We start from the raw sequence: 20,657 nt of genomic DNA, 5'->3' as shown, positions 1-20,657 counted from the left end.
TTCTTTCGGCATTTTCTCCCCTGTTGTCAGCAGGGGTCCCTAAGGAATCCCACATCCATTCCGGTTATGGTTCGCCTTAGCGTGAGATCACGCGAGATCAGACGACCGGGAGGCGGGCACGCAGATGGCACGTGGCGGGAGGGGATTCCAAGGCACAGTGCTCAAGGCACTGCGCGTGCCGGAGCACAAGCTCACGGTCACCGGGGTGCGCGAGCTGGCGCCCTACACGGAGCTGACCGTCCACTGCCCGAGCCTGCTGGGCGCCGACACCGCCATCCTGCCACCCACCACCTGGGTGCGGATGTGGATCCAGCAGGGGGGCCGCCAGCACCAGCGCGCCTACACCCTTACCCGCATCAACCGCGCGCACGCCACCGCCATCATCCTGGTCCTGCACCATGAGCCCAGCGGCCCCGCGTCACGGTGGGCGAAGCGGGTCAAGCCGGGAGCCACCGTGTCCGTCCAGCTCATGGGCGGCACCAGCTACCGTCTGCCGTCTCCCGGCGACCGGATGCTGCTGGTGGGCGACAGGGCCTCCGCGCCCGCACTCGCCGACGCCGTCGCCGCCTCCCCGGCGAGCAACCGGGCCACCGTCGTCATGCTGGCGCCCGAGGACGGCTTCCTGCCCCTGGCCGCGCGCGACCATCGGCTCATCCGTGTGGACCCCGAGGTCTCCGAGGAGAAGCTGCTGGCCGCCGTCGACCGCACCTTGTGGGCGGACACCGGGGACCTGGCACTGGAGTGGGTCTGGATCGCGCTGGAGAGCAGCGCCACCAAGGCGGTGCGGCGCCACCTGATCGCCTCCGGCATGAGCCGGCGCAGCATCCAGCACCAGGCCTACTGGATCCGCGGCCGAGCCATGGGCGTGGCCTCCGAAAACTAACCCCAAGGTAGCACCGGGCAAGGGGGCGAATGTACCCTGGAGCCGTTCATCAACGCGACATGTTCACCGAGGTGCTCTCCATGCGACTCATCAAGCTCGCCATCTTCGTCCTCGCCCTCACCGTCCTGACCACCTCAATCGGGAGCATGCTGTTCGGGTGGCAGCTCAGCCGCCTCAACTCATCACTGTGCATGCTCCTGCTCGGCCTTCTCCTGCTGCGAGCCCAGAACTCGGATCCAGGCAAGCAAAACCTGCCGCCGGCAGGAATCCGGATGCTGGGAGCTATCGGGCTCATCATCTCAACGCTCATTCTCGCGCAGGGCCTCTACCGGTCCGACCTCGTCGTACTCCTCACCCTGCCCGCAGTGGGCCTGCTGGGCTACGTCCTGGTACGCAGCCTGAGGGAGTGGCAGGCCCGTGAGGTCACCACGAGCACGTCCTCAGCCCGATAGGGCACGTCACCCGCCGGCTTGGATCCGGTCCAGGATCTCGGGAACACGCCGAGTGATTGCCACCCAGAAAAGGCTGTCATCCATCGAGCGATAGCCTGCGTGTGCCGCAATATTGCGTGTGGTTCGAATGGCCCGACGCTCGGCGTCCAGATTCTCACGATCATGGAGCCTTGATGCGTTCTGCCTGGCACGTGGAGTGAAGCGGGCCCGTTGACGATCCTCGTTCACAGTGGCACCGCCTCGAGCAGCTCGTCGGACACCGCACGCGCCCCGGACTCCACCTGCGTCAAGACCGACTCGCTCAAGCCTGCACGCTGGGCCAAGTGAACCCGTGAGAGCCCTGCATCCAGACGCGCAGCACGAATGAGTGCCGGTGCGTCATCAGTACGGAAGCGACCCATGAGGTCAGCATATGGCACAACCAGCCGCTCGGGCCCTGCGACGACGTCGGTCGAGAACGTACTTTCGCCCCGAGGACTGCGCTGGCCCCCAGACGACTGGAGGCGGAGCCACGTCGTTCGGGGGAGAAGGACGTCCTCGGGGCAAGACGCAGTCCCCGACATGCGCCGTTCGGAATCAGCGCCGCCGCACACAGCGGTAGCGGCGGCGCCCCGGCCAGCGCGGGTCCGATGGCGCAGGGCCGATGTCGAAATCGAGCGCCCGATAGAAGCCGACGGCGTCATCGTCGGTCTCGGCGACAACCTGCCCAGACACACTGACAAGAGCATCAACGAGCGCCCGCCCGATTCCGTCGCCACGTAGCCCCGGAGCCACGGCAATGTACTCCAGCACGACGCCATCGGGTCGAGACACGTAGGCGGCCACAGAGGTGGGCGCACCCTGCGGACCCGTGCCCACAACCTCCACGACAGCCAGCTCCTCGGTGAGGATCCTACGTAGCTCGGCGTCGGGCAGTCCCGCGGCCTCGCGCATAAGGACCAGCATCTGCTCACTGGCCAGGTCTTCCCCCACCAGCCGTCTGACCGCCGGTCTCGTCGACATCCACACTCCCTCCACGGGCTCGTGATCTCTGGGCGGCACAGCACCTATGGCATCACAGAGCCATTGCATTTTCGCTGGTCAGAGCCAATTTTAGGGATGCGGGACCGACCTGCCGTGTAGGTTGACGGCAACCGGGTAGTGCTCCCCGTCAACGATGACGGGCCACTTGTTGAAAACACCACAAGAATCCGGCAGGATTTTGCCTGGTCGTACCACTCCCCATGATATCCGCCCACGAGGTCACTAGTATGCGACTCCTCCCTCCTCTCGTCTCCACTCTTGCCACCACCGTTCTGGTCCTCACCTTCGGCAGCGCCTTCTTCGGCTGGGAGACCTCCCTCCTGACGCCTTTGAGCCTGCTGACGGTCAGCCTCATCATGCTCCAGGCCCAGCACGTGCAGCAGGCTGAGCCGGCCCGCCCCATCCCCGGGCCACCGATCCCGGTACTGAGCGCCATCGGCCTCGGACTGGCGATCGCCCTGCTCGGCCACGGCCTCTACAACCACGACGCCGTCGCCGCCGTCAATCTGCCGGCGGCCGGGATCCTGCTCTACGTCGTCGTCAACGCCTACCGCCAGCGCAAGCCCGCCCCGCAGCCCGTCTTCATCACCACCCCGGAGGCTCCCCTCGCCGAATAGGCCCAGGTCTTGCGCACGACAGCGCCTACGGGTATAAATTGTAGTGAGCAAAGACTCCGCACTTCCTACGGGAACTGCGAGCTTACCCCCTGGTGATATGCTGCGGCACCCAGGGGGTCGCTTGTTCCTCCTGAAGCTTCCAAGGTGACGGTCTGATCATCGAGCCGAAGAACCTGCTGGTCGCCGTGTGTGATGTAGCGACGATAGGTATGGGAGACCATGTCCGGAAGCCACAATAGGTGCTCGATCGCTGGCGACACGTGCTTCACAATAGTATGACGAGGCACAAGCCCGCGCCTACGCGCCTGCTTGATCGTGTACAGGTCTCGATCCGCGTCCTTGATGGCACGCTGCCTCTCGAGGACGAACATGGACACCGGCGACCATGTGACACCTTCATCAGGGCCCGAACCAGCCAGCGCCACCACCAACGTGTGCAAACACGCTTGGCGCATGCTTTTCGCGTCACCTTCCGTTCCAAGAGAACTGTGCACCGAGATAACGCATGTGTCCTTGTAGCTGGCCAGATAGTCGAGCATGTCGGCGATCTTGTCTCGCCCTTCCGCGCGCTGAGCGAACTCAACAGTGTGCCAGTAGTCCCCGTCAGCAATGCGCGTGAGATCCTCACGGGTACCGAGTAGATCCTTCCGACGCAGCAGCACCGCCGTCATTGTGTAGAAAGGCGACTCACCAGGCTTCGCCTCCCCGGGCAGGCGATAGGACTCATCCACGAAGGCGACCAGGCTTTCATCGTTGGGCAGCCCCTTGTAATGACTGCGAAGAAGTTCCACCTCACCGCCATAATGTGTGCTGACCACGATGGGACTCCTCTGGCATCGCAACGAGAGAAGACTATCTTAAGGAAGTCGGTACGGCTTCTCCACGCTCTCTGAGCATCCTGTCTTCATCACCACCCCGGAGGCTCCCCTCGCAGAGATCGGCGGCAACCTGCCACAATGAGCGGCATGGTCGATCTCTCCACCGTCTCCCCCGCCATCGCACTGGGCCCCCTGGACGGCCGCTACCGCGCCGTCGCCGCACCGCTGGTCAACCACCTCTCCGAGGCCGCCCTCAACCGGGCCCGCCTGCAGGTCGAGGTCGAGTGGCTCATCCACCTCACCGACGGCGGCGTCCTGCCCGGAGCGCCCCGCCTGAGTGACTCCGAGAAGGCCTACCTGCGCGGCGTCGTCGAGGACTTCGGGGCCGAGGAGATCGCCGAGCTCGGCGCCATCGAGGCCGAGACCCGCCACGACGTCAAGGCCGTCGAGTACCTCCTCAAGCGGCGCCTGGCCGCGGCCGCTCAGGCCCCCGGCGTCGTCGGCGCCGACGGTGGCTCCACCGTGCTGCCCACGGTCGGCGAGATCGTCCACATCTTCTGCACCAGCGAGGACATCAACAACCTCTCCTACGCCCTGACGATCCGGGGCGCCGTCGAACAGGTGTGGCTGCCGGCCGCCCGCGGGCTGGTCGAGGACCTGGCCGCCATGGCCCACGAGCACGCCGACGCCGCCATGCTGGCGCGCACTCACGGCCAGCCGGCCACCCCCACGACGCTCGGCAAGGAGCTGGCGGTCCTGGCCCACCGGCTGCGCCGTCAGGTGCGCCGCGTCGAGGCATCCGAGTACCTGGGCAAGATCAACGGTGCCACCGGCACCTTCGGCGCGCACGTCGTCTCCGTGCCCGGCGTCGACTGGCAGGCCGTGGGCCGCGGCTTCGTGGAGCACCTGGGCCTGACCTGGAACCCGCTGACCACGCAGATCGAGTCCCACGACTGGCAGGCCGAGCTCTACTCCGACGTCGCCCGCTTCAACCGGATCGCCCACAACCTGGCCACGGACGTGTGGACCTACATCTCGCTGGGCTACTTCCACCAGCGCCTGAGCGCGCAGGGCTCCACCGGCTCGTCGACCATGCCGCACAAGGTCAACCCGATCCGCTTCGAGAACGGCGAGGCCAACCTGGAGATCTCCTGCTCGCTGCTGGACACGCTGGCCGCCACACTCGTCACCTCCCGCCTCCAGCGGGACCTCACCGACTCCACCACGCAGCGCAACGTGGGCGTGGCCCTGGGGCACTCGCTGCTGGCCGTGGACAACATCCGGCGGGGCCTGGCCGGGCTCGACGTCGACCGCGCCCGCCTGGAGGAGGACCTCGAGGCGACCTGGGAGGTGCTCGGCGAGCCCGTCCAGCAGGCGATGCGGGCGGCATCCGTCGCCGGGGCGACCGGCATGGCCGACCCCTACGAGCGCCTCAAGGAGCTCACCCGCGGCAAGAAGGTCACGCCCGAGGGGATGCGCGAGTTCATCTCCGGGCTCGGCATGCCCGACGACGTCGAGGCGCGCCTCCTGGCCCTGACGCCCGCCACCTACACGGGCCTGGCCGCCGAGCTCGTCTCCCACCTGGACGACTGAGGGCGCACCGGCGGGTCCGGCACTGGCACAGACCGCCAGCCGGCCAGCAGTTCCTTTATGGACACATGACGTCCTTCATCGACACTCATGGTCGTTGATCGACACTTTCGGGCCCTTCATCAACACTCTACGGCCCTTCATGGACATCTCATCGACACTTCATGGACACTCTGGGACCCTTCATCGACACTTTATGTACAATTGACATGTGATTGTCGATCTGACTGACCTCACGGAAGCCCTCGCTCGTTTGGCACTGGAGGGCGGCGACTGCCTTGAGATCGAGGCGAAGACATTCTCCGAGTACTCCCGCAACGCCCTCGGTCCCACACTGTCGGCCTTCGCGAATCTTCCTGGAGGCGGCACCATCCTCCTGGGTGTCGGCGAGGATCCGGTGTCCGTCGTCGGAGTCCAGGACCCGCACGAGCTCCAGCAGGCCCTCATCTCCCAGGCTCGTCAGGGCTTCTCCACCGAGATCGCTGTCGATACGCACGCCATCACCGTTGAGGGCAAGACCGTCGTCGCCGCCAACGTGCAGGAAGTTCCCGTCAACAGCAAGCCATGCCGGTGGAGGGAGACGGGGGCGGCGTACCTCCGCCAGTACGACGGCGACTACCGCATGTCGCAGCAGGAGGAGCAGCAGCTCCTTCTGCGCCACCAACGTCCTCGGCAGGACTCCGTTGCCGTTCCCGGCACCTCCATCGACAGCCTCGACAACGATCTGGTTCAGCGCTTTCTCCGAGCGGTTCGCGCCGGCTCCACCGCGCTCGGCGGACAGTCTGATACCGAGGTCCTCCTCAACCTGAACATCCTCACCGAGGACGGAGAGGCGACCCGGGCAGGGCTGTACGCGCTGGGCCGTTATCCCCAGAGGCAGTTCCCCGGCCTGTCCATCACAGCCGCCGTCACCGACACGAATGACGCGGTCAGGGCAACAGATCGGCTCACGATCGCGGGCCCCCTGCCTCAGATGCTCGCCGACGCCGTTGACTGGGTCGCACGCACCACGCAGACACGCATCCAGTTCGGGGATGACGGACATGGCCGCGATGTCCACGAGTTCCCGCTCGTCGCGGTTCGTGAGCTCATCGCCAACGCTCTCGTCCACCGAGACCTCTCCGAGCCCGCGCTGTCGAAGGGGATTGAGATTCGTCTGCTGCACGACCGCCTCGTCATCTCCAGCCCAGGTGGTCTGTGGGGGCTGAGCGTGGATCAGCTCGGCACACGAGACGGGAAGTCTGCGGTCAACGAGCACCTCTACACCATCTGCACCTTCGCCACGGACCACGAGGGACGGCGCGTGATCGAAGGCCTGGGCTCCGGTATTCGGGAGGTCCGTCGCGCCCTGCGAGAGGCAGACATGGAACCCGTCCGCTTTCAGGACACCGGCGTGCGCTTCACGGCTCTGCTTCCCCGAAGCGCGCTCCTCTCACCTGAGGATCTCACCTGGTTGTCCGGCCTTGAAGCCCAGGGCTTCGGCATCGAGCAGCGCCACGCACTGGTCGAGATGCGGCACGGAAAGTCGTGGACGAACTCCTCCTATCGCCGTCGCTTCGGCTGCGACTCCCAGCAGGCCCGTCGTCAACTCCAGGAGCTGGTGAACCGGGGCTACGCCGAGGCCCAAGGACAACGCGGCTCCACCTCCTACGTTCTTGCCTCCGACAGCACTCGACCGACTTCCGACACCACAGACATAGCTGTTCCCCCAGAGATCTCCGCCCTGTCCACCAACACGCCCGCCGTCTGGGCCAGCCTCGAGGACGGGCCGCGCACGCGCCAGCAGATCGTCGAGGCCACAGGCCTGTCACCGCGCCAGGTGACGTACGCGCTCAAACATCTCGAGGAGGCCGGATTCGTTGAGAAAGACGGCCGTCGAGGTGACACCACCACCACGTACCGCCGCGCCTGATGGGCGGGCCCGCCAAAGTCATCTCCCATCTGGACGACTGAGGGCGCGCCAGCGGGTCCGGCAATGGCCCAGTGTCCACAGCGCTGACATCAGCGCGCCAGCCGTCGAAGCGCCTGGCACAGATCGTTGGAATCCCAGGGTTTCTTCTCAGGCTGGGAGGTCAGTGCAGTGTTGATGTCAGCACCGTGGACACTTCCGGTCCTTCATCGACACTCCACGGCCCTTCATGAACACCTCATCGACACTTCATGCACACTCTGGCGCCCTTCATCGACAATCAGGGGCCTTCTCATGGCCACTTCGGCGCGTTTCGGGGTTCAGGGGCCAGGCAGTGCCCAGCTACCCGACGGCGGCTGAGGGCTGGGCCGGGGGCACGGCGCCCCCGGTCAGGAGCTGGCGGGCGCACAGCCCGGCGACGCACTCCTCGGCCGGGTTGAGGCCGAGCCGGTTGACGTCGATGTGCAGCAGGTCCAGGGCCCGGCGCCCACCGGTGCCCGCCCCCATGACTCCGATGGCGCGCCCGGCGTCGTCGGCCAGCTCGCCGATGGCACCGGCCGCCTGGCTCCAGGACGGGATCTCATCGAACTGGAACTCGATGACCTCCAGCAGCTGCTGAACAATCGGCCCCAGGGCGCTGCCGTCGCGCAGGTGCGCGGGAAGCCGTGATCCCCACATCCGCAGGTGGGCGGAGAGCAGCTCGGCCTCGGGCAGCGGCGCACTGCGGGCCGCCAGCGCCAGGAACCGCGCCGCCAGGGCCGCCCGCGGCACCGGCCTCGGGATCTGCCAGACCTGGTGGTCCAGGCACCATCGGCTGGAGACGTAGAAGTGGCGCTCGGCCTCCTCGACACCGGCCACTCCCCCGTACTTGTCGTACTCGGGGCCGTAGACACCGAAGGTGATGCCGGGCCGGCTGGCGCCGATCCCGCCGGTCATCGGGTCCGAGACGAGGCGCTGGACCGTGCGCGCCTCGGCCTGCTGGGCCACGGCCCCCAGCTCGCGCATGCTCGCGTAGGCCTCATCCAGAACGCCCTCGACGGCCTTGAGCCGCAACCGGATGTGGTGGCCGCGCAGGTCGACGAAGCGCAGGAAGTGCGCCGAACGGATGTCCCACTGGCCGCGGGCCCGGGTCAGCCACTGGGCGACCTCGGGCAGCAGGGCGTCGGTGTCGTCCCCGCCGGCGCAGTAGATCCGCGCATACAGCCAGCCGACCCCCTCGCGCTGACCAGCCATCGCCGCCCCCCGCTGACGCATCGAGCTGTGCTGGGCGCGCAGGTTGCCGAAGTCGGCGGCCGCCATCTCCAGGGGCTGGATCCCCGGGATCGAGCCACCCACCTGCGGAGTCACGCCTCCCTGGCCGGACGGGTCGGACTGAATGGACTGGCTGGACTGATCGGGCTGCCCAGCGCGCTCCGCCTGCTCACCGGCCCGCGAGCGCCCCCCGAGCCAGCGCAGCCTGCGGGAGCGGATGAGCCGGCTGGGCTGGTTGCGCTGCTCGCGCCGGTTGGACTGGGCGTCGTCGTGGGCGCTCATGCCATGCCTCCCAGGTTCTTGGGCCACTGGAGCCCCACCAGGTACTCGGCCACCGTCGGCTCGCCGTCCTGGGTGAGTCCCAGGGCCTGGCCGCGGGCCGGGAGGGCCTCGACGAAGCTGATGTGGGCGGCGCCGGGGTCGATCCAGCCGCGCAGCGCCAGCAGCGAGACCGGCGAGGTGAGGTCCACGTAGCGGGGCTTGTGCTGGTCGAAGGTGGCGCCCTGGGAGGGCATGTGCTGGTGAACGAACACCTCCGTCGGTATGTCCCACTGCTTGCGCAGGTCGTCCATGTGCAGCAGGGTCGTGGTCAGGTCGCGGTCCATGAGCGGGGCGATCCGGTCGGCCGGGAAGGTCCAGGACTCGCGCCGGGTGACCAGCCGGCCGGCCACGGTCCGCTCGGCGTGCGTCACCTCGTCGGGCAGGGGCCCGTTCAGGTCCCGACGGCGGCTGGTCCAGTGGTCCGCGAACGGGGGCAGCCGGGACCACGGGTCGCTCAGCAGCACCAGCCAGGACAGGTAGCCGCCCAGGAGGTACTGGGGTGTCAGGCCCAGGTAGGCCAGTCCCACGGGCCCGGCGTCGTCGGCCAGGAACAGGGTGCTCGTGGCCGGGTCGTGGAGGAGCCGCAGGGAGCTGAGGGGGACCGCGTCCGGCGCTCCCGGCTCACCGGGCAGGCCCAGCGGCGGCAGGAGTCCGCAGGAGACGGCCTGACCGGTGTTGCACTCGGTGCTGGCCTGGATCTCCAGGACCCGCTCGGTGCCCCAGGCGGTGCGGATCCGTGTGGCCAGGCGCTCCCGGAAGCCGGAGCCCAGGAGCCGGTGGAAGCGGGCCTGGAGGGAGCCGTTGGCGTTGGTGAAGGCGTTGACGACGGTCAGGCCCCCGCCGGCGGCGTAGGTCCGGGCGCTGGGGGCCACCGGCTGGAGGAAGGCGCCCAGGTGCCTGGGCGAGCCGGAGTGCCCGCCGGACAGGGCGGCGCGCTCCTCATCAGGGCCGGCGGCGTAGTCGAGCCCGGCGGCGCGCAGCATCTCCTGGTCGCCGTCGGGGGCGTGGGCGATGGTCATGAAGAAGGCCAGCGGGTCCTTGCACACCCCGCCGTTTCCGAACAGGGAGACGAAGCGGGCCACCATGAGGTCGTAGATGTGGGAGCGGGCCACCCAGGGGTCGGCGAGCTCGCCCAGGGTCTTGACGTCCTGCTCGAAGGGGGCGTCCTCGAGGGGGTCGACCCAGCTGCGGGTGGACTCGCGGTCCTCGTAGAGGAAGCCGCTGGGGCGCTCGCCGAGCTCGCCGTCGGGGAAGACGCGCTCGGCCAGGCGCACCGTGCGGTTGAGGAGCTCGGCGCGGCCGGGCCCGTCGGCGGCGCCGACGGCGTCGTCGAGCCGGGCCAGCCAGGCCAGGTCCTTGCCCCACTGGCGCTGCTGCTCCGGTGAGAGTGAGGCGGCCAGCAGCGGGAAGGGGTTCTCCCCGCGGTACCAGGGCACGTGCGGCACGATGGCGCCGGAGGCCAGCAGCCGCTCCAGGCGCAGGCGGGGGTCGGCGCCGCCCACTCGCTCGCAGGCGTCGCGCACGCTGAGCACGGCGTGCATGCCGCCGCCGGTCAGGGCGTCGTGGGTCTCCTGGAGCCAGCGGGCGGGCTGGACACTCTCCTGGCGGAAGACCATGCCGTTGCCGTACTCGTGCTCGCCGAGGACGGTCAGCGTCTCCGCCTCGGCCTCACTGGGCGGGTACTGGCCGTAGGCGCCGGCCGCGCCTGGGCCGGGATCGGCGCTGTAGGCCCGACGCACGGGGGCGGGCTCGAGGTAGAGGGCGCTGTCGGGGGCCAGGTCCTGGGCGGTGGTACTCAGGATGCGGTAGGCCAGGTGGGTGGCCACCATGCGGTGGCTGCGACCGGTGGAGGGCCGGCCCGCCTCGTTGACGGTGGTCAGCCCCGAGAAGGGGCTGGTCTTGAGGGCGGCCCGGGTGGCCAGGGTGTAGAGGGTGCGCAGGACGCGGGGGTCCTCGAGCCTGCGACCGCGGGCGGCCAGGGTGGAGATGAGGGCCGGGGCGGCGATCGCCAGGGCCTCCTGGTAGCCGGGCTCGTCGAGGCCGGCCGCCAGCAGCTCGCGGCTGCGGTCCAGGTCGACGTCGACCAGGACGGCCAGGCGCGCGCGGGTCTCCTCCTTGCGGGCCACCAGGGCGTCCCAGCGCTCCAGCAGCGCGCGCAGCTCAGCGGGCAGGGCGGCCAGGACCTCCTCGGACAGGCCGGTGGCGCGCCCCTGGAAGACGCGGCGCTTGGCGCGCAGGACCGGGCGGCGCTCGGTCTTGTCCAGGGTGGGGACGATCTCGTAGAGCGGGTCGAGCAGCTGCTTCGCGGCGCCGTCGAGCACCTCGTCGAGCCGGCGCAGGTAGTCCAGGTTGCCGATGACGGCGGCGCTGGTCTCGGGGACGGCCCGCACCGGGAGCCCGCCCAGACGCACGAGGGTCGGCAGGGCCACGGCGGGCTGGGCCAGGGCCGGGGGCTCCGGCTCCGATGCCGGTACCGACGCTGGTACGGCGGAGGACGGAGCGGACGGGATGGGCTCCCCGGGGGTCACGGCGGATACGGGCTGCGGCTGTGGCTGTCGGGAGGGGGAGGCACCGGCACGAGAGAGAACCGGCTGCGTCATAGGAGGAAACCTTTCACGAGGGCGTACAGCCAGTAGCCTATCCATACAATGCTCATCACGAAGGCCAGCAGTCCGAGAAGAGAGCACGCCAGCCCGTAGATGAAGTAGCCCCAGCGCACCGCGGGCCGCATGACGGCCAGGGCCGGCGGCAGGGGCTGGCGCCTCAGGACGCAGCGCAGCACGAACATGGATCGCCCGCGCAGGTTGACCGAGCCGGTGGCCGCCTCGATGGCGGCGACGCCGTCGGACTGGGTGAGGGGGTTGAGGTTGGTGACGAGCATCGTGAGCTGGAAGGCGCACAGGGTCAGGGCGACCTGGCGCACTGTTCCCGTCGAGGCCCAGGCGATGGCCGCCTCCAGGCCGCAGACGACGCCGTCGGAGAAGATGCCGGCCAGGGCCAGCATGGTCAGTCCGCTCCGGGAGCGCACCCGGTAGGAGTCGGTGCGGTCGACGTAGGCGATGGGGATCGCCCAGAACATGAGCGCCACCCCCAGTCCCCGGATGGGGGTGCCCAGGTAGCCGGCGACGATGGCGTGCCAGGACTCGTGCAGCAGGATGCTCACCAGCTGGATCGCCACCGCCGTGACGAGGACGAGGACACCGGGGCGGGGCCCACCGGCCAGGGAGCTGAGCACCATGGCCCCGGCCGCGTAGCCGCAGGTCGCCAGTGCCAGGAAGACCCAGCTGAGCGCGGGGGCCGGTAGGCGCTGGAGCAGGGTGACGATCGGGGCGACGATCCGGTGGTACTTGCGGGCGATGATGATGCGGGGCAGCCACCAGCCCCCGCTGCGGCGGGGCCTCTCGACCTTGAGGTGGCGGGCCTGGCGGGGCTGGGCGGTGTGGCGTCCGCGGGTGCGCCTGGTGCGCACCGGGGCCTCAGGGACGGCGGGGGCGGGTTCGCCGCCTGCCAGGAGGCCCTTGTCGCGCAGGTTGTCGACCAGGCCCGTGATGCGCTGGGCGCCCGCCTCGTCGATGTCCTGGGGCAGCTCCTCGATGATGGTCGGCAGGGGGCGCACCCCGTCGAACTGGCCCACGATGAAGGCGGCGGCCGCGCCGAGCCTGTGGTACTTGCCCGAGTCGGAGTCGAACAGCATCGGCTGGTCGTCCATCCCGACGATGAGGCTCACGCCGCGGCGCAGGCGCGGGATCGGAGACGTCGGGGGGCTACCAGGGCTCGTCGGCGGGCTCGTCGGCGTGCTCATCACCGTGCTCATCACCGTGCTCATCGTGGGCTCGTGGCTCCCTCAGGTCGGTTCGCGGGGCTCCGGGGTACCGCGAGTGGCGGGCAGGAGACCCCGGTCCCCTACCCGCCACCATGGGGTCGTCAGCAGGACGTCGTCGATGCGCTGGCTGCGCAGGACGGGCACGAGGCCGAGGCGGCGCTGGCCGGGCACGAGGCCGAGGCGGCACTGGCCGGGCAGGACGCGCTGGCGTGGCTGAAGGCACAACCCAGGGCGTTGCCCTCGGGCAGCTCCTCGACGCCGAAGTCACTGTCGGCGAGGGTGAGATCAATCGAGCTGTTCGTCATATGCTGTTCACCTCCTTCTCTCAGATGTCTTGTGGGCAGGAGCGGGGCCCGTTCGGGCCCCGGGGGTCCGGTCTGCCGGGACCGGGCCCCAACCCCGCGAACGGGGTGGTCTGTGGGACTCTGTGACGCGGTATGCAGTTCTGGGTCCGTATGGCCGACGGCTGTCAGGGGCGCTCGCGGCTGGTGGGCCGGGGCTAGCCGGCCGCCTCATCGGGCCTCATCGGGCGGTTCTGTCAGCGGGCTGGCGATGGTGACGGCGAACATCTGGTGGCGGCTGACGCCGTCGGAGTCCAGCAGGTGACGCACCGCCGAGGTGGCGAAGCCGGCGAAGACCGTCCCCACCAGTCCCCGGGCGATGGCGCGCAGGTGCAGCGAGTAGATGAGAGCGGCGCTGCGGCTCATGGTGAAGCGGTAGCCGGCCGCCCCGCCCCAGGTGTCGGCCTGATCGAGGTTGGCGGCCACCGAGACGATGGCGCCGGCGCGGGCGAACTCCTTCTGCACCGCCATGCCCTCGATCTCCTCGGCCTGCGGCAGGGGGCGGACGAGGTCGACGCCGTCGAGCCGCACCCGGTAGATGCTGGGCTCGGCCCCGCGCGGGCGCAGGAGGAGGACGAAGGGCTCCAGGGGGCAGGACGCCGCGTCCTGGCCCCAGGTGCTCGCGTCGTCGGCCAGGGCGTCGCGCACCATCGCCAGGAGGGGCTCGGCCTCAAGCGGCTCGGTGCCATAGCTGGTCGACGACGAGCGGCGTTCGAAGGTCTCGTGCAGGCTGTAGGGGTAGGACTCCTGGGGGCCGAGGGCGAGTGCATCCGGCCCCTGGCAGTCCAGCGGCGGGCGCGGGCGGCGCGCGGCCAGGCCGTCGGAGGTCGGCTCGGCGGGGCGGGCGTCCGATCCGGCGGAGAATCCGGCGATGAGCTCGCGCAGCGTCTCGAAGTCAGTACGCACGGCTGCCTCCCAGGTCGACGACGATGCAGGCCGGCTCCCGGGCCGGGTCGGTGCCCAGCGCCCGGGCGATGCGCTGCTCGTCCCAGCGGGCGCGGGCGCGCAGCGGCACCCCCAGGGCGTCGGCGACGAGGCGGATGACCTCGAAGGAGCAGCCGCAGTCCTGGACCGCGATGCGCAGGGCGAAGGAGAAGTACTTGCGGGCCACCTTGTCCACGTTGCCGGTCAGGACGATCCGGGCGCCGACGCCGTCGGGCAGGGGCTCCGTGCCCGTGTCCGACGCCGAGGGGCCGGGCCCGATGAGGGCCAGGGCGTGGTCGCGCTCGATGTAGACGTAGGTGCCCGGGGCCGGCCGCTGCCCGGCCGCCCCCTTCACCTCGTGGCCCACCCGCCCGCGCTCGGGGACGATGACGTAGGCGGTCACCGAGCCGATGTTGCCGCCGGCGGCCGTCCAGCGGCGCAGCTTGGCGCTCAGCGGGGTCTGGACGACCTCGGCCCGCTCCTGGCCGGTGGGCTCGGTACCGAGCGGCTCGCGCACACCGACCGACAGTGCCAGGATCGTGGCTAGCTCGGACAGGGTGGGGCGGGTGACGACGTCGGGCTCGGCGCCGTCATCGGTGAGCGGGTGCACGATCGGCCAGGGCTGGTCGAGGCGCTTCAGGTCGGCCGGCGGCAGGGGCGTGCGCGGGCAGACCGGCCAGTCGCGGAACTCTCGCTGGAGGCGCAGGTTGGAGGGCTTGTAGTGCTGCTGGTGACCCTTGGAGTCGACGAAGGCGGCCGGCGGGATGGCCACGGACTGCTCGTAGCGGGCCCCCACGGGGGCCGAGGGCGCCACCGGCACCGGCTCCTCGCCCCGCCCGGCCACCGCGCAGACGGGGCAGCCGGGGCGGGAGACGACCGGGCGGTCGGAGTAGGTGAAGGTGGCCAGGTCCGTGCGCCGGGCGTCCCCGGGAAGGTGGGTGACGGTGGCGCGGGCGATGAGGGCGGCCACGGCCCGGGAGGCCAGGCCGATGACGATGTCGCGGCGGGCGGCCTCGGGGCGGGGGCCGAGGTCGGGCTCATCGGCGCACGCGCAGGCCAGGCAGGGCGAGAAGGCCTCGTCCACGTAGGGGCCGACCGTCACCGCCTCCTGCTCGGCGCGCACCCGCAGCAGCGCGATGCCCTCCTGCCGGCAGCGGCGCGCCACCTCCTGGGAGCGGGCCGCGCAGCCGATGGTCTCGATGAGGACGGTGAGCGTGTCCCCCCGGCGGGGTGCGCTGTCGAGCCGCACCTCGGGCAGGGTGGGCTCCAGGGCGGACACCATCTCGCCGGCCAGCTCGGTGTCCCCGACGACGGCGACCCGGGCGGCGGCCAGGCGGCGGGCGGCGTCCTGCCAGGAGTCGTTGACGCCGGTGGAGTCGCCCAGGCGGGAGAGGAACCGGGCCAGCTCGGGCGCCGGGTCGCCGGGGGCGGGCTCGGTGTCGCCCTCCTCGACGATGCCGCCGGTCCACAGCAGGGAGACGGCCTCGAAGGCCGCCTGGGGGCCGATGCCGGTGACCTCGCCGATCTCGTCGAGGGTGCGGGTGCCGTCGCAGGCCTGGAGCAGGGGGCCCATGTGCTCGCGGGCGAAGGCGCCGCCCAGGACCTGGCTCTTGCGGGCGCCGTCGATGATCCAGCCGGTCTCGTCGGGCCGCGCGCGCAGCCCCAGCCGGACCACGGGTCTGCGGGGGATGCGGAACTGCAGGTCGCGGCGGGCGGCGCGGCCGACGTCGCCGGCGCGCATGACGGAACCCGTATCGTTCCCGGCCATCTCAGGCCACCTCCCCACGTCGCTCGGGCAAGAGGGCCGCGAGCGCGGGCAGGCCGTCGCGGCGCCCCTCGTAGCGGCCCGAGCAGGTCTCGCAGCGGTCGACGGCCACGGTCGGCGAGCAGGTGGTGATGCCGGAGACGAGGTCGATGGTCCACACCTGTCCGCCGATCGGTGCGACGTCGGCGTCCGTCGGGGCCGGGTCCTGGGGACCGGGGGCGTCCAGGACCTGCAGGGCCAGGGAGATGAGGCCGGCGCCCAGGAGCACGTGGTGGTGGGCGTAGGCCTGCTCCAGCGGGCCGTGCTCGGAAGAGACCTCGGGGGGCAGGGGGCGGTAGCCGTGCTGGCGGCGGCGCCGGTCGTAGCAGCGGTAGCAGGCGCTGCGGCCGGGGACCACGAGCGGCCCGCAACGCAACTCGGTGGGGAACAGCTCCAGGCCCAGGGAGGGCATGCCCCGGGTGAAGGAGAGGGTGTCGAGGTCCTCGCGCAGTCCGGACTGGTCGGGGTCGGCGATGAGAACCGCGCGGTCGGCGTAGGGGATGTAGGCGCTGACCAGCCCCTGGTCGACCGGGACGACGACGTCGCCGTCCCCGGCGAGCCGCGCGGCGACGGCGCGCGCGAACCCGCCCTGGGGCAGGTATGCCGTCACCGGCCCCGTGGGGGCCTGAGGTGCCGGCTGCTGTGCCGGCTGCGCGGCCGGCGCGGGCGGCGTCATGCTCATGTCGGGTCGGGGCTCCTGGGAGTCGGTCGGTGAGGTGGATGGTGGTGCGGACGTCGTGCTCATGGCTCAGGCGAAGGGCTGGCGGACGGGGTTGATCCCCTCCTCGTCGTGGACGGTCAGCCCCATCGCCCGGGGCGCCTGGTAGAGGCGTGGCGTGGCGAGGTAGCGGGCGTGGTGGCTGAAGGACAGGGGCATGGCCTCGGGGATGAGGGCCTTGATGACGTGCATGCCGACCTGGCGGGCCTCATCGGTGGTGATGTCGACGACGATCGCCTCGGCGCCGGCCCGCTCCAGGTTGGCGACGACCTGCTCGAGCGGATCGGGGCCGCCGCTGCCGTCGGGGCTGCCACTGCCGCCGGCGCCGGCCGACGGTGCCGTGAGGGTGCCGATCCCATTGAGGGCGTGGACGGGCCGCTCCCCCTCCAGGAGGAAGTCGAAGACGTGGCGCATGGACAGCTCGGCGTCGGCCAGGGCGCCACCGACCACGGTGAGGTCCTGCCCCTTGATCTCCTGGGCGCGCGGGCCGCGGGCGTGGCTGCGCAGGGCGATGCGCAGGGAGGCGAGCTCGCGGTGGATCTTGGCCAGCGCCCGCTGCGGGTCGATATCGCAGGTGGCGGCCACCACCTGGGCCAGCTCGGGGTCGACCTGCGAGGTCTGGACGGCGTAGAGGGTGGGGACGCCGTAGTCGGTGGTGGCGTCGAACAGGTGGGTCTCCAGCTCGGTGGAGGTGCCCACCCGGTGGTACTCGGCGGCGACCTCGCCCAGGGTGTCGGGGTCGACGGCGACCGCGGGCAGGCGCAGGCGCTGGAGCCAGGTCAGGGCGATGGAGTCGCGCTCGATGACCTCGAGCAGGCCCCCCAGGACCGCCTCGCGCAGGTCGGAGTGCGCGGCAGTGCCGGTGGAGATGGGGTTGACGAACTGCTCGGAGGGGGTGCGCACCGGGAAGTTGAGGTATGTCAGCACCGCTGGGACGAAGACCTCTCGGCCGCGGGTCAGGGACCAGCCGCGCACCCATCGCAGGGGGACGCGGGGGTCTGAGGCGATGAGCCCGCAGTCGGGGTCCGCCAGCTCGGTGGCCGAGCACGCCGGCCAGCGTTCCGGTCCGATCGCGGCCTCGCCGAGACCGGCGGGGGTGTCCCACACCAGCTCCTCCTCCGTCCATGAGCAGCTGGAGTAGCGCTCCATCGTCTCCACGATCGCGATGTGTCTGGCGCGATCGGCGTCGATGGCCCCGCCGGCCCCGTCGAAGTTGCCCGCCTCGGCACGGTGATTCCAGGTGCGCTGTGACCTCAGCGCCTCAGAGGGATCACCCAGAAGACCGGTCCAGATCGCGAAGACCGGCTCTCCGGCCGCTTGGGGCAGCTCGGTGGAACGGGAAACCAGGCCGAAGGGAGACTCGAGTGACGCAGCACGAGCCAGTGATGGCGCGACGCCCTCAATGAGCGCAGAGCGGTACACGGACCCTCCTTCCTGGGAACGACAGAGGAGGCACACTTGGGGAAGTGCCGTTGGCCAAGAGCCTGCCGGAATCCAATGGGGCCTCGCATCGGCCTTTGATCTACTGCTTCATTCGCCATTCGGCTGGCTCTGTCCACCTTTGGTCGGGGCGCGTCTCGGAGCGTTTACACGGCGAATCTCCTTTTTCAGGTATTTTGTTCACTGTTCCCAGCAGGCCGCGCCCCCCACTGACCGCGGGCTGCACACATCTGCCCAAGGAGACTCATGTCTTCCCAGATTTCTCCCGATCGTGTCGGCCTGGCCCTGGTCGACGACGACGCGATGGCCCTGGCCCATCTGGAGTCCTACTTCTCTGATGTCGAGGACCTCAAGGTCCTCACCGCAACACGCTCACCGCGGGCCGTCCTGCGGTTTCTGCAGTCGCACCAGGTCGACGTCCTCATCACCGACGTCCACATGGAGCACATGGACGGCGTGGAGATGACCAGGGAGGTGCTCCGCCTCTCGCCGTCGACCCGGGTCATTCTGCTGACCACGGTGGACACCGACGAGGACCTCCTGCAGGGCCTGGGGGCGGGCGCCAGCGGCTTCCTGCTCAAGAGCGCCCCGGCCGAGGAGATCATCGCAGCGGTGCGCACGGTCCACTCCGGGGCGAAGGTCGTGGCTCCGACGCCGACGACGCGTCTCATCGACTACGCCCTGGCCTCCGTGCGCGGCGCGGACGGCAGCGTCCACCTCTCGGAGAGGGAGCGCGACGTGCTCCACCTCCTGTGCGAGGGGGCCTCGAACCGCAAGATCGCCTCCCTGCTGGCCATCGCCGAGGCGACGGTCAAGTCCCACATCACCGGCCTGTTCCACAAGACGGGGACGGCCTCGCGCCTGGAGATCGTGGTGTGGGCCTTCAAGCACGGCTACGCATCCAACAGCCCCATCACCATCCCGGCCACCAGCGCCCCGAGCGGCTCGTCCCCGGGCTCCGCTGCGCGCTGAGGCCCACCCGACCTCTGGGGTGCCGGCCCCGACTCCCTCCCGTCTCAGCCGTTGCAGGCCCGGATGATGATGAACAGGAGGACGAAGAAGACCCAGCCCACAACCTTGGCCGGGCTCGTGCTGGGCTGCGAGGACGGGGCCGGCCTCCTGGCGGTCCGCAAGGACGGCGGGGCGTCGTCACCGCCCACCCCGAAGGAGGCCCCGGGGGCGCCTGCGGCGCTCGGGGCACCGGCGGCCGGCGTTTCCCCCGCGGCCCAGGGGTTGTCCTCCGCCCGGCCCGGAGCGGCTCCGACGGGCCCGGCAGTCCCCGGCACCGGGAACGGTGCCGTCGGCGCGAAGCGTCCAGGCGGCATCGGAGCCGGTCGCGGCGGCATCGTCACCGACGGCCGCTGCGCGGGCGGGACGGGCGACGGCGAGACCCGGGCCGCGGCCGTGCGCGAGGCGGTGCGGGCGGGGCCGGTACGCGGTTTGGCCGTGCTCCGGCTCGACGACGGTCGCCGCCCTCCCTTCCCGTTCCGACCGGCTGCGCCGGCGGGCTCGGCGGAGGCGGGCTCCTGGCCCAGGTCGCCGGCGTCGTCGAAGAGCGGTGAGCCCATGAGCGGATCGCCCAGGACGGAGCCGAAGGGGTCGTCGCCCAGGCCGATGTCGGAGGGCTCCCAGCCCGTGGGTGCCAGCGACACGGAGTTGTCAGCGTTGTCAGCGTTGTCAGCGTCGTCGGTCCAGGACGCAGCGTCATCGGCGCCGTGGCGCCCGCCGCGGCCGGAGCCGGCGGAAGCACCTCCCATGCGGCTCACCCAGGCCCGCAGCTCCGGGGAGCAGCCCGGGTTGTCCACGATGACGCCGCGCAGGTCGGGACGGTTGCCGGCCAGCACCATGAGCCGTCCGGCGCCGGCCCTCGGGTCCTGGGCGAGCTGGAGATCGGGGTCGGCGGGGCCAGGGCAGGCATGGGCAGCGGCGGTCATGGCACGAGCATCCCACGTCCCCCTTCCCCGTGTCCCGGTTCCGTACCCATCGGGCCGGCCCCGCCCGCACTCCGTGCGGCCATCACCGACCACATACCCCTAGGGGGTACTTGACCGATCTACCCCCCGGGGGTATGTTCGATCCCGACCGAGACAACGGAGGAGAGATGGCCGGCTACACCGGATCCAAGGAGGACTACCTCAAGCGCCTGCGCCGCATCGAGGGGCAGGTCCGGGGCATCTCCCGCATGGTTGAGGAGGACGTCTACTGCATCGACGTCCTCACCCAGATCTCCGCCGCCTCCAAGGCTCTTCGTGCCGTCAGCCTCGGCCTGCTGGAGGACCACATGAGCCACTGCGTCCTGCACGCCGCCCAGGCCGGCGACGAGGAGGGCACCGCCAAGATCCGCGAGGCCTCCGACGCCATCGCCCGGCTCGTGCGGTCCTGAACAGCGCGGTCCGCCCCGTGCCGGACCGTCTCGTTCCCGTTCCGATCCACCCGTTTTCCGCACACGCTTCCCAAGGAGTGAGAGATGACTGAGTTCACCGCCGATGGCATCGACCGCACCACCACCCTCAAGGTCTCCGGACTCACCTGCGGCCACTGCGTCGCCCACGTCACCGAGGAGCTCGAGGCGCTCGACGGCGTCAAGGACGTCTCCGTCCTGCTCAACAAGGGCGGGCAGTCCACCGTCACCGTGCTCTCCGACATCCGCCTGGAGGACACGGCCCTGGCCGAGGCCATTGATGAGGCCGGGGACTACACGCTCGACGCCGTCGAGCGCGACGTCCGCGAGCGCTGAGCCCGG

20 protein-coding genes are annotated in these 20,657 nt (G+C 70.5%); 8 read left to right on the top strand and 12 right to left on the bottom strand.

Going from position 1 to position 20,657, the window contains the following annotated elements:
- Nucleotides 1–124 precede the first annotated feature (124 nt).
- Nucleotides 125–883, top strand: coding sequence for a siderophore-interacting protein (locus FBF36_RS00550; RefSeq protein ID WP_034491976.1), 759 nt, complete (start codon nt 125–127; stop codon nt 881–883).
- Between the two features lie 59 nt (nt 884–942).
- A complete protein-coding gene (locus FBF36_RS00545; protein ID WP_009395643.1) occupies nt 943–1,335 on the top strand; it encodes a hypothetical protein in 393 nt (130 codons plus the stop codon).
- 224 nt (nt 1,336–1,559) lie between these two features.
- Here FBF36_RS00545 and FBF36_RS00535 read toward each other — a convergent pair whose 3' ends face one another.
- Both FBF36_RS00535 and FBF36_RS00530 read right to left on the bottom strand, forming a co-directional pair.
- A complete protein-coding gene (locus FBF36_RS00535) occupies nt 1,560–1,736 on the bottom strand; it encodes a helix-turn-helix domain-containing protein (RefSeq protein ID WP_225792399.1) in 177 nt (58 codons plus the stop codon).
- A 175-nt stretch (nt 1,737–1,911) separates the two neighbouring features.
- Complete coding sequence (locus tag FBF36_RS00530) at nt 1,912–2,337, bottom strand: GNAT family N-acetyltransferase (RefSeq protein WP_138136967.1); 426 nt, start codon at nt 2,335–2,337, stop codon at nt 1,912–1,914.
- 248 nt (nt 2,338–2,585) lie between these two features.
- On the opposite strand from FBF36_RS00530, the gene FBF36_RS00525 reads away from it, so the two are divergent.
- Nucleotides 2,586–2,975: a hypothetical protein gene (locus FBF36_RS00525; RefSeq protein WP_034491974.1), complete on the top strand. Its 390-nt coding sequence runs from the start codon at nt 2,586–2,588 to the stop codon at nt 2,973–2,975.
- 65 nt (nt 2,976–3,040) lie between these two features.
- Here FBF36_RS00525 and FBF36_RS00520 read toward each other — a convergent pair whose 3' ends face one another.
- On the bottom strand, nt 3,041–3,793 hold the full coding sequence (locus FBF36_RS00520; RefSeq protein ID WP_198282998.1) for a hypothetical protein: 753 nt from the start codon (nt 3,791–3,793) through the stop codon (nt 3,041–3,043).
- Between the two features lie 147 nt (nt 3,794–3,940).
- Here FBF36_RS00520 and purB point away from each other — a divergent pair, with 147 nt between their 5' ends.
- Both purB and FBF36_RS00510 read left to right on the top strand, forming a co-directional pair.
- The gene (purB, locus tag FBF36_RS00515) at nt 3,941–5,386 is read left to right on the top strand and encodes an adenylosuccinate lyase (protein ID WP_138136965.1); all 1,446 of its coding nucleotides are present in this window, start codon (nt 3,941–3,943) and stop codon (nt 5,384–5,386) included.
- A gap of 208 nt (nt 5,387–5,594) precedes the next feature.
- On the top strand, nt 5,595–7,295 hold the full coding sequence (locus FBF36_RS00510) for an ATP-binding protein (protein ID WP_009395626.1): 1,701 nt from the start codon (nt 5,595–5,597) through the stop codon (nt 7,293–7,295).
- A gap of 339 nt (nt 7,296–7,634) precedes the next feature.
- On the opposite strand, the gene FBF36_RS00505 is transcribed toward FBF36_RS00510, so the two are convergent.
- The 8 genes from FBF36_RS00505 to FBF36_RS00465 form a co-directional block, all read right to left on the bottom strand.
- Nucleotides 7,635–8,825 carry a thiopeptide-type bacteriocin biosynthesis protein gene (locus FBF36_RS00505; RefSeq protein WP_009395623.1) on the bottom strand — a complete coding sequence of 397 codons (1,191 nt, stop codon included), beginning with the start codon at nt 8,823–8,825 and terminating at the stop codon, nt 7,635–7,637.
- Nucleotides 8,822–11,464 (bottom strand): lantibiotic dehydratase, encoded by a 2,643-nt coding sequence (locus tag FBF36_RS00500; RefSeq protein WP_138136963.1) that lies wholly within the window; start codon nt 11,462–11,464, stop codon nt 8,822–8,824. The genes FBF36_RS00505 and FBF36_RS00500 overlap by 4 nt, the downstream gene beginning before the upstream one ends.
- The gene (locus FBF36_RS00495; protein ID WP_050792677.1) at nt 11,461–12,666 is read right to left on the bottom strand and encodes a PqqD family protein; all 1,206 of its coding nucleotides are present in this window, start codon (nt 12,664–12,666) and stop codon (nt 11,461–11,463) included. Before FBF36_RS00495 ends, FBF36_RS00500 begins: the two co-directional genes overlap by 4 nt.
- 122 nt (nt 12,667–12,788) lie before the next feature.
- Entirely contained in the window at nt 12,789–12,992 is a 204-nt protein-coding gene (locus FBF36_RS00485) for a hypothetical protein (RefSeq protein WP_034492667.1), read from the bottom strand.
- A 207-nt stretch (nt 12,993–13,199) separates the two neighbouring features.
- Nucleotides 13,200–13,934 (bottom strand): hypothetical protein, encoded by a 735-nt coding sequence (locus tag FBF36_RS00480; protein WP_138136959.1) that lies wholly within the window; start codon nt 13,932–13,934, stop codon nt 13,200–13,202.
- Complete coding sequence (locus tag FBF36_RS00475) at nt 13,924–15,720, bottom strand: bacteriocin biosynthesis protein (protein ID WP_138136957.1); 1,797 nt, start codon at nt 15,718–15,720, stop codon at nt 13,924–13,926. The genes FBF36_RS00480 and FBF36_RS00475 overlap by 11 nt, the downstream gene beginning before the upstream one ends.
- 1 nt (nt 15,721) lies before the next feature.
- Nucleotides 15,722–16,438: a hypothetical protein gene (locus FBF36_RS00470; protein WP_009393254.1), complete on the bottom strand. Its 717-nt coding sequence runs from the start codon at nt 16,436–16,438 to the stop codon at nt 15,722–15,724.
- Nucleotides 16,439–16,504: 66 nt separating this feature from the next.
- A complete protein-coding gene (locus FBF36_RS00465; RefSeq protein ID WP_009393252.1) occupies nt 16,505–17,896 on the bottom strand; it encodes a YcaO-like family protein in 1,392 nt (463 codons plus the stop codon).
- Nucleotides 17,897–18,160: 264 nt separating this feature from the next.
- Here FBF36_RS00465 and FBF36_RS00460 point away from each other — a divergent pair, with 264 nt between their 5' ends.
- Nucleotides 18,161–18,886 carry a response regulator transcription factor gene (locus tag FBF36_RS00460; protein WP_009393250.1) on the top strand — a complete coding sequence of 242 codons (726 nt, stop codon included), beginning with the start codon at nt 18,161–18,163 and terminating at the stop codon, nt 18,884–18,886.
- Nucleotides 18,887–18,930: 44 nt separating this feature from the next.
- Here FBF36_RS00460 and FBF36_RS00455 read toward each other — a convergent pair whose 3' ends face one another.
- On the bottom strand, nt 18,931–19,848 hold the full coding sequence (locus FBF36_RS00455; RefSeq protein WP_138136955.1) for a hypothetical protein: 918 nt from the start codon (nt 19,846–19,848) through the stop codon (nt 18,931–18,933).
- A 167-nt stretch (nt 19,849–20,015) separates the two neighbouring features.
- On the opposite strand from FBF36_RS00455, the gene FBF36_RS00450 reads away from it, so the two are divergent.
- Both FBF36_RS00450 and FBF36_RS00445 read left to right on the top strand, forming a co-directional pair.
- Entirely contained in the window at nt 20,016–20,297 is a 282-nt protein-coding gene (locus FBF36_RS00450; protein ID WP_034492093.1) for a metal-sensitive transcriptional regulator, read from the top strand.
- 84 nt (nt 20,298–20,381) lie between these two features.
- Nucleotides 20,382–20,651 carry a heavy-metal-associated domain-containing protein gene (locus tag FBF36_RS00445; RefSeq protein ID WP_009395977.1) on the top strand — a complete coding sequence of 90 codons (270 nt, stop codon included), beginning with the start codon at nt 20,382–20,384 and terminating at the stop codon, nt 20,649–20,651.
- Nucleotides 20,652–20,657: the final 6 nt, after the last annotated feature.

It is taken from the genome of Actinomyces sp. oral taxon 171 str. F0337 (genome assembly GCF_005696555.1).
Taxonomy (GTDB): domain Bacteria; phylum Actinomycetota; class Actinomycetes; order Actinomycetales; family Actinomycetaceae; genus Actinomyces; species Actinomyces oris_E.
The sequence above is the reverse complement of the archived record's forward strand: the minus strand, read 5'-3'. Positions and strand labels throughout refer to the sequence as shown.